Here is an 11,419-nt window from a genome sequence, read left to right on the forward strand (position 1 = left end):
TAAAGGAAATCCCGTTGCACAAACAGTTTGTTTAATTTCACTATTGTCTTCCAGTATGATCTTGTAGATTAACGGATCAGCAGCTGAATCAATAGGTAAACGAACATCAAATGTATACGATGCGTTTTTTTGGCAAACTGATACAGGAGGTAATGGAGATAACCAATGTTTTTTCTCTTGTTCATTATAATGCGCTGTTAAAAGCGAATCATCTGACGCGTCGTAACCCATCTTTCCAATTATATTTCGTATATTCTCATCAGAGACTTTAGCAGGGTTCCCCCATGCATCAACAAAATTTGGATTAATACTTTTTAATCCCATAAACATATCTAAAGTAGAACTGGTCATAACACACCTATTTTTGTTTTCTTAAAATACTGCAAACTTATAATTATATTTTCTTAATATTTAATGCTTTAAAAAGCATCAAATATCAATCTATTTGTTAGGAACTCTTTATATCATATTTTAAAGTAGTGTAAATTCATTACACTTCTCAATATCTGTAAATTCACTACGCCGCACAATAAATGAATAAACAGTTGAAATATCTGATTTTCATGATTTATCGCAATTAATATTAAAAGAGCATTTGCTCAAACTAATTTTTAGCGTAGTTTACGCTCGACATATTGCCCTTTTATAAAGAAATAGTCATTATAAATAGGGATTAATTTACTCCTTTTTCATTATTAGTTTTCACATCGGGATCTTTATATGATTTCTCATCTATCTTTACAGAAAAAAAACAACTTATCTGACTCTGTCAGCCTTCAGTCCGATATAACAGGCTATGAATTTTTAATTATTGAACACAATAATTTTGATGCGGCAATTGCCCTGCAGGGTGCTCATTTAGTGCACTTTCAATTAAAAGAACAACAACCTATTATCTGGTTAAGTAAAACAGCACTATATAATGAACAAAAAGCAATTCGGGGTGGTGTTCCAATCTGTTGGCCTTGGTTTGGGGCTGCTGATAAATCATTAGGTAACAATCTGCCTGCTCATGGTTTTGCCCGTACCAGTAAATGGTCGATTAAAAACATCAATGAATTAAGCAATGGCGTAGAAATTGAGCTTTTATTAAAAGACAGTGAGCAAACACGTAAAATTTGGCCCTTTCAATTTGAGTTGATTTTAAAAGCAACATTAACCGACACGATCAAGCTTGAACTAATAAGCAAAAACACCGGGCAGAAAGCATTTACTTATGGCGCGGCGCTACATACTTACTTAAACATCAGTTCACCTGAAGCATGTCAGGTTTCTGGTTTAAATAAACAATATGCAGATAAATTAAATGCCGGTCAGTTACAAACGGGTGATACCAGCTTACAAATAAACGGCCCTATTGATTCTATTTACCAGAAAGCACCCGCTGCAGTTGTACTTAATGATAGTGGGTTTACACGTCAGTTGAATATTTCAAATTCAGGAAATGACTCAGAAGTAGTTTGGAACCCTTGGGTTGAAGGTGCTCAAGCATTTGCTGATATGCCAGATGACGGTTATCAGACTATGCTCTGCATTGAATCTGCAATTACCCATCAAGATGGACAAACCATAGCACCGAATCAAACGCATACATTAAGCTCTTTTATTGGTTGATCCATACACCTGAAAACATAATGTAACCTTTATATAAGTATAAGAGGTTACATTATTGTGACTTAGTCATTGTTGGTTAACGGTCATTTATGATCAATTTGTTACAAGAACATTGAAAAAACGATCTCTAAAATAACAAAATATTTTCGAATTACACTTAAATTGCTGTTTAGCTTTCTTTTCTAACTATTAGCACATAAAATAGCGTGGTAATTTAATTACAATAAATTGTTTTATTTTTAAGCGTTTGAATAATAAAAAGTAATTTTTGCCCTTTTATTCTTCAATAATCGCTTACTCAAAACGATTAACTTGACTAATATCAAGTTCTAGGTGTTTTTGACACCTATAATGATGACAAGTTTTAAAATCAAACCATCCATAAGGATCTAAAAAATGACAATTAAAGTAGGTATTAACGGCTTCGGTCGTATCGGCCGTTTCGTATTCCGCGCTTCAATCGAACGTACTGATATCGAAGTTGTTGCAATCAATGACTTAATCGACGTTGAATACATGGCTTACATGCTTAAATATGACTCAACTCACGGTCGTTTCAACGGTACAGTAGAAGTTAAAGACGGTAACCTAGTTGTTAACGGTAAAACTGTACGTGTTACTGCTGAGCGTAACCCTGAAGATCTAAAATGGTCTGATGTTGGCGTTGAAGTTGTTGCTGAAGCAACTGGTTTCTTCCTAACTGACGAAACAGCTCGTAAGCACATCACTGCTGGCGCTAAGAAAGTTGTTCTAACTGGCCCTTCTGGCGACGTTCCAATGTTCGTTAACGGTGTTAACTTCTCTGAGTACGCTGGTCAAGATATCGTTTCTAACGCTTCTTGTACTACGAACTGTCTAGCACCTATCGCTAAAGTACTTAACGACAAGTGGGGCATTGAGTCTGGTCTTATGACTACAGTTCATGCAACTACTGCAACTCAAAAAACTGTTGACGGTCCTTCTGCTAAAGATTGGCGTGGTGGTCGTGGTGCTTCTCAAAACATCATCCCATCTTCAACTGGTGCTGCTAAAGCAGTAGGTAAAGTAATTCCTGCTCTTAACGGTCTTCTAACTGGTATGGCTTTCCGTGTACCAACTGCTAACGTTTCTGTTGTTGACTTAACTGTTAACCTTAAAACTGCTGCTACATACGAAGAAATCTGTGCTGAAATGAAACGTGCTTCAGAAAACGAATACGCTGGCGTATTAGGTTACACTGACGAAGCTGTTGTTTCTCAAGACTTCATTGGTGAAGTTCAAACTTCAGTATTTGATTCTGCTGCAGGCCTATCTCTAACTGACAAATTCGTTAAAGTTGTATCTTGGTACGACAACGAAATCGGTTACTCAAACAAAGTTCTTGACCTAATCTCTCTTATCTCTAAATAAGATTAATTAGTCAAAATTTGTTTTAAGCCTGTACTTCGGTATGGGCTTTTTTGTGCCTGAATTTCGTGAACAACGAAATCTAGTGTTGCTAACCCAGCAAACAAAGTTCTTGACCTAATTGCGCTTATCTCTAAATAAGATTAATTAGTCAAAATTTGTTTTAAGCCTGTGTTTTTACACGGGCTTTTTTGTGCCTAAATTTCGTGAACAACGAAATCTAGCGTTGATAACCCAGCAAACAAAGTTCTTGACCTAATCTCTCTTATCTCTAAATAAGATTAATTAGTCAAAATTTGTTTTAAGCCTGTACTTCGGTATGGGCTTTTTTGTGCCTGAATTTCGTGAACAACGAAATCTAGTGTTGCTAACCCAGCAAACAAAGTTCTTGACCTAATTGCGCTTATCTCTAAATAAGATTAATTAGTCAAAATTTGTTTTAAGCCTGTGTTTTTACACGGGCTTTTTTGTGCCTGAAATTTACACCGCAAAAAAAAAGAGCCATTAGGCTCCTTTTTTATCACTACAAAATAGACTATTTTGTATGAAACTCTTCACATGCGAACAGAGTGTTCTCAATCAGTGTTGCCACTGTCATTGGTCCAACACCACCTGGAACAGGTGAGATCCAGCCTGCACGCTCTTTGGCAGCTGCAAAATCGACATCGCCTGCAATTTTTCCATTGTCTAAACGGTTAATACCTACATCTAATACAATTGCGCCCTCTTTTATCCATTCGCCGGGAATAAAATTAGCTTTACCACGTGCGACAACTAATACATCCGCACGCTCAACATGGCTTTGTAAATCATCAGTAAAACGGTGGCAACATGTTGTTGTACAGCCAGCTAATAACAACTCTAGCGTCATCGGGCGACCAACAATATTTGATGCGCCAATCACAACTGCATGTTTACCTCTAATATCAACACCAATTGATTCAATCATGCTGATCATGCCTCGTGGTGTGCAAGCTCGAAGCAATGGAATGCGTTGCGCCAGACGGCCGACATTATAGGGGTGAAAACCATCAACATCTTTTTGTGGATTTATTCTTTCAATAACAGCTGTTTCGTCAAGGCCTTCAGGCAGTGGAAACTGTACTAAAATGCCGTCAATAGTTTGATCGGCATTAAGCTCATCAATTAATGTTAGTAATTCATCTTGACTGGTGGTTGTAGGTAAATCAAACGCTTTTGAAGTAAAGCCCACTTTTTCACAAGTCCGACGTTTACTCTGTACATATATCTCTGAAGCGGGATCGGCCCCCACTAAAATAACCGCGAGACCAGGAACACGTAGCCCTTTAGCCACCCGAGCTTCAACTCCTTGCGCAACTTTATCTGTAATTGCGGCTGCAATCGCTTTTCCGTCTATGATTTGTGCAGACATTGATCAACTCTCTATATGTAATAGTTATGATTGTCCGGCTATTGTCGCAAAACAATGGCTTGATGTCACATGAATCATGGTGAGCGGCTTTGATTTTATCTTTTCTTTTTTAAAATTAAGATCAGATACCCGTTACCAATCAAAATGCATTTATCAGTCGCTAGCTCGGACACCAAGATAAGGCGCTACATGATGACCCTTTGAGCGATTAACTACGTTAATCCTCTACCGGTAGGATTAAAATAAAGACTTTAATCCTTAAATGGCTAGCCCTTATCGAATGTTGCAACGCTGTATTGCCACGGTTGTACAAGAAGCGAGCTAGTAACCCACTGGGCAAGCCGTGAGGCAAACATCTTCGTTGTTGTGAAGTCTCGATTTAACCCGTTAGATCTTCACCTTTACGCCTAGAATCTGTTCACCTCACGACTTGCTGATTTTTGCATCTTGAATGATAACGGGTATATACTAGAAACTTAATGGGCTAGCCTACCAATCGATCACTACAGAAAATCTTAATGCAGACATCGAATTCAACGTTTATTATTAAAACAACACTACGCAAACTCATCTCTGACTCAAATATTCATTCCGGGTTACGCGTATTAATTGCCATGGCAATTACATTTATTCCTGCACTTAACAGTAACTTACTGCCCTTTTTTGCTCAAAATAGTCTGCATATCTCCATCTCATTATGTTTAGGGGTAATGGCAAGTGCGATTGTCGAAACAGATGATAACTATAAAGGCAGAGGTAAGTTTATAGTTACGATAGTAGTTTGCTTTTTTATCGCCTCCAGCAGTGTAGAACTGTTAATGCCCTATCCCATACTCTTTGCACTGGGTTTACTCATATCTAGTTTTGCTTTTATGATGCTTGCCGTTTTAGGCACGCATTACAATAAAATTGGTTTTGGCGCGATCTTAATCGCAATTTATACCATGATTGGTCACCAGAGCGGCATCAATTGGTATGAACAGCCACTCTTATTAAGTATTGGTGCACTATGGTATGGCCTGTTTTCAATTGTTTGGAATTTTTACAGCCCTTATCGCTCGCTGCGCGAACAACTAGCACAACTATTTTTCTCATTAAGTCGTTATCAGCAACAGAAATCCGCACTGTTTAATGAAAAAGAGGGAACCAGCAAAGAAGGTATTCTTGCAGTTCGCCAGCAGCTAGCGATTCAAAATATTTCCATTATGGCGCGTCTTGAACAGTCGAAGCGGATTATTCAATCTCGCTTTCAAGTCTGCCACCGACAAACAGAGCTTTATAAACTTAATGGCTACTATTTTATTGCCGAGCAAATCCATGAACGTATCAGCGCAAGCCAATATTTATATAGTCAATTAGAAAGCACCTTTGGGAAAAGTCAGATTCTTGAGGGGTATCATCAGCTGTTCTTGCAGTTGAGTGAAGATTGTTATCAGCTGGGTATGGCTATTAATGATAAAAAAAAATACCGTCATAGTCGCCGTTTAAAGTGGACAATCAATGCGTTATCCGATCAGTTATATCTGCTTAAACAGAAATTGCAGCTTTTTGACAATAACAATGAAGCGATGCAGGCATTGCAGGCTATTTATGAAAACCTGCGCGGTATTGATAATTTACTGTTAACCGTTAGCCAAAATCAGCAAAGTAAACAAACTGAAGCAGCCGTTATTGCCATTGAAGAGGAGCAGCCGGCTCAATCTATATTCAAACAACTGCTCGGTGCAATGAAAGCAACAAACCCGGTCTTTAAACATGCGGTTAGGATCAGTGTTAGCTTATGCGCAGCTTTTGTTTTACAACACCTCTTACAATTACCACAGGGGTTTTGGCTTTTACAGACAGTATTATTTGTCTGCCAGCCCAGTTTTAGTGAAACTCGTAAACGTTTAATGCAGCGTAGCGTCGGTACACTGCTCGGTATCCTGCTCGGCTACCCAGTTATCATGTTAATTGACGGCACATTTTCACAAGTGCTTTTATTAATATTCAGTGCGTTTCTATTTTTTAACTATTTACGCACCAACTACGGTTTAGCTGTTATTTTTATCACCTTATTTGTTATGTTTCTCTTCAACCTTTTAACAGGTACGGGGATGGAGATTTTACCCGCGCGCATTGGTGAGACATTATTAGGTTGTGCCTTAAGCATCCTGGCAATTACTTTTATTTTTCCAGACTGGCAGTTCCAACGTTTCCCCACATTAGTTAATCAATTATTACTATTAAGTGGACGCTACTTTAAACAGGTTAGCCATCAGTATCAGTATGGCCGAAGCGAAAATCTCAACTACCGGATGACCCGTTTTAATACCTTTAAAAGTGATGCGACATTAACCAGCGCCTGGCAAAGTATGCTATTTGAACCTAGTTCCAAACAGAAATTAACCAAAGAAGTTTATGCGTTAGTTAACCGCTGTGATGCATTAGTTTCTTACATTGCGGCACTTGCATCACACCGTCATAAAATGGATGATTTTGAAAATAATATTGCACTGCAAGATTTAATCAATGCCACCGCAAAGCAGATATCATCAGCTTATAACCCTATCTCTGTTGATGAGCAAGAGCTTGTAAATGCCATTGAAAAGTTTGCAGACTATAAAACCAACTTATCTGGTGAAACATTATTAATTGTTGAACAGTTACGCTTAATTGCATTCACAGCACTGGATATACAACTGCTATTACAACAGGTAAACTTCAACTACAAAACTCAACACTGATATTAATAAAGGAAGTTTAAATTGTTATTTAATGGGCAAGAATACCCAACTGATCCTCAAGGTTACTTACTTGATTCAACAATATGGAATAAACAACTCGCCATGCATATTGCTAATTTGGAGTTGATCGAAATGAGCGATGAACACTGGCAGGTGGTTAACTTTGTTCGTGAGTTTTACCTTGAATATAATACTTCTCCTGCAATTCGCGCATTAGTAAAAGCAATGCAGAAAAAGTTTCCCGATGAGGTGATCAGTAGCCGCTCTTTATATCGCCTTTTTCCCAAAGGCCCGGCTAAACAAGCAACTAAAATTGCAGGTTTACCAAAACCTGCCCGATGTATTTAATCGCAACAATATTTAACATTAAAAACAACATTTAAGGAAAGTAAAATGCCAAAGGCAAGCGAAATTAAAAAAAATAGCGCAATCGAATTCAACAACAGTGTTTATATTATTAGAGATATTGAACGTTCTGTACCGCAGGGGCGTGCGGGTGGCAGCATATACCGTATGCGTATGTACGATGTAGTCAATGGCTCAAAAATTGATGAAACATTCAAAGATAGCGATATGCTTCCTTTAGCCGATTTAACACGTCGTAATGTGATGTTTTCTTACCTTGATGGTGACGAATTAGTGTTTATGGATAATGAAGATTATACGCCGTACAACCTAAACAAAGAGAGCATCGCTGACGAAGTGCTGTTTATTGATGAAAATACACAAGGATTGCAAGTCGTTTTAGTTGATGACTCACCTGTCGCGATTGAACTACCTTCTAGCATTGAGCTGGAAATAACAGAAACAGACCCGTCAATTAAAGGTGGCTCAGCAACGGCTCGCACTAAGCCAGCGACTCTCTCTACAGGCTTAGTAGTGCAAGTACCAGAGCACATATCAACGGGTGACAAAATAAAAATCAACACGGCTGAATGTAAATTTATGGGACGTGCTGATAAATAGCGGTTTAAGCGATAAAATCGCCCGGTTTAGGTGAACTAATATAACTGCTGCAAGCTTAATGGCCACTGCCGCATAGGCAGGTAAAACAAGGGAGTCACGAATGTAACTCCCTTTTTTTTGATAATCCTTGATAATCCCATCATTATTCGTCAACTCGCTCTACAGCTTCATTGCCGATTTTCATTGAATCTCACAAAACACTTTATTGCGTTACATACCCTCTAATACCCTTAAGGCATAAGAGACAGGGATTAACAGTTATTTTTCCCTGCAAGTTATTCAAAAAACTTAAAAGCGGGATTCTCCTTAATGGCTTGGTTACTTAACGTTCCTTTGGATACAGGAATAGACGGGGCCGATGAGAGCGTCGAATATCGTCATGCCGGCGGCATAACTGTCTCGCATCTCAAGTCATTTTAAAATTTCACTGCCGGTTGCCGGAAAATTATTCCATCTCTCCGCTGGTAAATAACCTACGCTTGCATTGACCGGTGAGTTCCCTTTTTCTCTCATCTCCTCCTTTGAATTGATTGCTCGGTAAAGGCCTGGACTAAAATCTATCACCTTCGGGATGCCATCTTCAAATAACAGTACGTTCGGGGACTTCATATCTAAATAACACATGCACGCCCAAGGCACTATGTAGCCCAGTTAGAGGTTATTTTTAATCTCATATTAACGCCAACACGTTGCAACCAGGTAGATGACTGATAACGTCAATTGTTAACAGTGGTGCCCTACTCCATCAATACTCGGCCAAAAAACTCGCTGCATTTAAATCAGTCCCGCTATTGTTAAGCTAAACTCATAGATATGGATCAGAAAACTTAAATGATGCTATGAAAAAAATAATATTCTGGCTGATTGGCTTCTTACTCTTATTTATCATCATTCTTCAGATGGTTGATCAAGAGAGTTTAATTGCAAGGCAAGTAAAAGCCATTGCCACACCCGAAGCTAATTATCTGCTAAAGATTAATCAGCACATCAGCAAAACCCCAAGGCCTGAAGAGACCTTTACGTTTCCCATTAAAGTGGGGGGTATTGGACCTGTGCACTCCCTTTATTCCGGCCCCAATCAATACCCATTTTATTGCATGACCTTGGACTCGGGGTTAGGTCAGCCGCTGATAGATAATCAAACAGGTTTCGGGGTTCCCGTTTATGACATTATTAACGGCAAAAAACAGCTTGGTTATTCTAAAGATTGTTCATTAAAAACCCGCCTCGCCTATGTCGTTGTTGATAAAAACAATAAGCTGCATAGCAAAACAGAGCTTGAACTAAAGCAATCGCCACTAAACAAAGGCGACCTGTTAATTAGGGTGGAACAAGGCACCATCAACCGTTATATCTACATCATTTTGATGCCTATTTATGCCACAGGGGTCGGCAATCAAAGCAATGCCGATGCCTGGAATAAACGCTTGATTTATCGTTTTGAAGGAGGCTCAGGCATAGGTTACAGACAAGGTCGAACTAAGCTGTTCAGATTAATTAATAAAGAACTTAGCCAATTGAAAAAAGGTTACGCCTTAATCACCTCCAGCGGTAATGATACCAGTTACGGGTATAATATGTTGCTGGCAGAAGATACCGCCAGACGGGTAAAGACGCAATTTGTAAGCTTATTTGGCAAACCTTTGTATACAGTTGGAATCGGAGGCTCTGGCGGTGGCTTATCGCAATACCTTATCGGCCAAAACAGTCAGGGCATATTAGACGGTTTACTTCCTTTGTACTCTTACCCGGACATGGTAAGTGTAGCCACTTATGCCTTAGATTGTGACTTATTTAACAACTACTTCAGCTTTCGAGCCAGCGATAGAGTCAGATGGCAAGATTGGCAAAATAGACAACATGTGGAAGGCCTACGGGCCATAAATGGCGCGAAACAAAAGGCCGGTTGGCTGCAGCCGTTAAATCAGTTATTGCGTTGGCAAAAACCAGAATTTCCACGGGGCAATAATGAATGTATCAACGGCTATTTTGGTTTAAGCAGTTACATTTACAACCCTAAACAAGGCTTTCTGAAACCCTACTTTCATGATTCAGTTGTTGAACAAGTCAACTGGAATTATTGGCAGGATATGGTGCATATATTTGGTCAGGATGAACAGGGTTTTGGCTTGTCGACCTGGGATAATGTAGGGGTTCAATATGGTCTGCAAGCATTACTCAACAAGCAAATTACATTTAATGAATTTATTGATTTAAATAGAAAAATTGGCTCATGGAAGCCTCTACAAAAAATGCAGGCAGAACGAATAATCAGCCTTAGCGCAAAAACTCCGCCAATTTGGTTATCGTTATGGGGGCATCATAATATAACCGAAATCGACAGCGTCTCGGCGAAACGGCATTCGGCTTCATTAACAGCCGTTAACAAGGCCTATGAATATGGTCAGGTGTTTATTGGCCGTATTTCCTTACCGATCATTGATATTCGCCATTACCTTGAAGACGATTTGAATATGCATCACACCTCGGCCTCATTTACCACCCGCTTACGGATCCTAAACGCGCAAAAAAACATTCAAAATCATGTTATATGGATTTCAGATAAGCAATATACGCCAGTCGAAAAAGCCTATGATGTTATGGATAAATGGTTGATGACCATAAAGCAGCTGCCCGATCACTTGTCTTATCAACAAAAAGTGCAAAGGGCTAAGCCCGATATGGCCAAAGACACCTGTTTTTCCGAAAACGGTAATATCATAGCCTCTGGCAATGGCGTTTTTAATGGTGATTGGAATCAACAAGCAAATGGTACTTGTACTAACCTTTTCCCCATCTACAGTAATAGTCGAATAAAAGCAGGCGCTCCCTGGCAAGGAAGCATTTTCAAGTGTCACACCATTGCTATCGAAACAGCCATTGAAAATGGCATCTATGGCGATTTGGATTTGTCTGCAAAAGTGAGCGCATTAAAGCAAACCTTTCCGAATGGGGTTTGTGATTATACATTTGCCGATATGGGCAGGCCAAAACATTTAAGCCATTAACATGGTCTTGGCGAGTATAGGAAGAATAAATGCCGTTTAGCTAAAAAATGTTAATTTGAACAGGACGTTTTATATCTGTTTCTATCGATTGGCAGAGTCAACGCGGCGTTGCCCCTGCGGCTCGTTTTATTCAAAGGCATTTATGAAAAAGATCGTTTATTAGCCATCAAACAAACACAGTAGAGGGGTGTTACTAAATAATTACCTACAGCAATTGCATATCACTGGCGCATCATAATTCCCCCCGCAGCTGAAATCAATTAGCACACAATTATGTGCTTTTTCAAATATTTATAAATTTAAATTATCTTGATTTGAAAATCGTA

The 11,419-nt window shown here is 39.0% G+C and carries 8 protein-coding genes and 1 pseudogene; 6 read left to right on the plus strand and 3 right to left on the minus strand.

Translation table 11 applies throughout. The features are described 5' to 3' along the window. A pseudogene (locus AC4GME_RS13360) lies at positions 1–351 on the minus strand (4-alpha-glucanotransferase); the annotation flags it as partial. Positions 352–720: 369 nt separating this feature from the next. Between AC4GME_RS13360 and AC4GME_RS13365 the strand changes: the two are divergent. Together AC4GME_RS13365 and gap are read left to right on the plus strand one after the other, a co-directional pair. Next, a complete protein-coding gene (locus AC4GME_RS13365) occupies positions 721–1,614 on the plus strand; it encodes a D-hexose-6-phosphate mutarotase (RefSeq protein ID WP_490379567.1) in 894 nt (297 codons plus the stop codon). Between the two features lie 396 nt (positions 1,615–2,010). Next, complete coding sequence (gene gap / locus AC4GME_RS13370; protein ID WP_490379568.1) at positions 2,011–3,003, plus strand: type I glyceraldehyde-3-phosphate dehydrogenase; 993 nt, start codon at positions 2,011–2,013, stop codon at positions 3,001–3,003. Positions 3,004–3,535: 532 nt separating this feature from the next. Here the strand turns inward: gap and folD are convergent. After that, positions 3,536–4,393: a bifunctional methylenetetrahydrofolate dehydrogenase/methenyltetrahydrofolate cyclohydrolase FolD gene (folD, locus tag AC4GME_RS13375; protein WP_490379569.1), complete on the minus strand. Its 858-nt coding sequence runs from the start codon at positions 4,391–4,393 to the stop codon at positions 3,536–3,538. 518 nt (positions 4,394–4,911) lie between these two features. On the opposite strand from folD, the gene yccS reads away from it, so the two are divergent. The 3 genes from yccS to efpL are packed head-to-tail and all read left to right on the plus strand — an operon-like array spanning position 4,912 to position 8,085. Further along, complete coding sequence (gene yccS, locus AC4GME_RS13380) at positions 4,912–7,119, plus strand: YccS family putative transporter (protein ID WP_490378012.1); 2,208 nt, start codon at positions 4,912–4,914, stop codon at positions 7,117–7,119. A 21-nt stretch (positions 7,120–7,140) separates the two neighbouring features. Then, positions 7,141–7,467, plus strand: coding sequence for a TusE/DsrC/DsvC family sulfur relay protein (locus AC4GME_RS13385; protein WP_490378011.1), 327 nt, complete (start codon positions 7,141–7,143; stop codon positions 7,465–7,467). Positions 7,468–7,512: 45 nt separating this feature from the next. After that, positions 7,513–8,085, plus strand: a complete 573-nt coding sequence (gene efpL, locus AC4GME_RS13390; protein ID WP_490379570.1) for an elongation factor P-like protein EfpL — start codon at positions 7,513–7,515, stop codon at positions 8,083–8,085. A gap of 411 nt (positions 8,086–8,496) precedes the next feature. Here the strand turns inward: efpL and AC4GME_RS13395 are convergent, their stop codons facing one another. After that, complete coding sequence (locus AC4GME_RS13395) at positions 8,497–8,694, minus strand: hypothetical protein (protein ID WP_490379571.1); 198 nt, start codon at positions 8,692–8,694, stop codon at positions 8,497–8,499. Between the two features lie 230 nt (positions 8,695–8,924). On the opposite strand from AC4GME_RS13395, the gene AC4GME_RS13400 reads away from it, so the two are divergent. After that, the gene (locus tag AC4GME_RS13400; RefSeq protein WP_490378009.1) at positions 8,925–11,093 is read left to right on the plus strand and encodes a DUF6351 family protein; all 2,169 of its coding nucleotides are present in this window, start codon (positions 8,925–8,927) and stop codon (positions 11,091–11,093) included. Positions 11,094–11,419: the final 326 nt, after the last annotated feature.

The organism is Psychromonas sp. (assembly GCF_983033635.1).

What these genes read in the sequence shown, in the direction of transcription:
- AC4GME_RS13365 (WP_490379567.1), top strand. Translation starts at nt 721, where the DNA reads ATGATTTCTCATCTATCTTTACAGAAAAAAAACAACTTATCTGACTCT.
- gap (WP_490379568.1), top strand. Translation starts at nt 2,011, where the DNA reads ATGACAATTAAAGTAGGTATTAACGGCTTCGGTCGTATCGGCCGTTTC.
- folD (WP_490379569.1), bottom strand. Translation starts at nt 4,393, where the DNA reads ATGTCTGCACAAATCATAGACGGAAAAGCGATTGCAGCCGCAATTACA.
- yccS (WP_490378012.1), top strand. Translation starts at nt 4,912, where the DNA reads ATGCAGACATCGAATTCAACGTTTATTATTAAAACAACACTACGCAAA.
- efpL (WP_490379570.1), top strand. Translation starts at nt 7,513, where the DNA reads ATGCCAAAGGCAAGCGAAATTAAAAAAAATAGCGCAATCGAATTCAAC.
- AC4GME_RS13395 (WP_490379571.1), bottom strand. Translation starts at nt 8,694, where the DNA reads ATGAAGTCCCCGAACGTACTGTTATTTGAAGATGGCATCCCGAAGGTG.
- AC4GME_RS13400 (WP_490378009.1), top strand. Translation starts at nt 8,925, where the DNA reads ATGAAAAAAATAATATTCTGGCTGATTGGCTTCTTACTCTTATTTATC.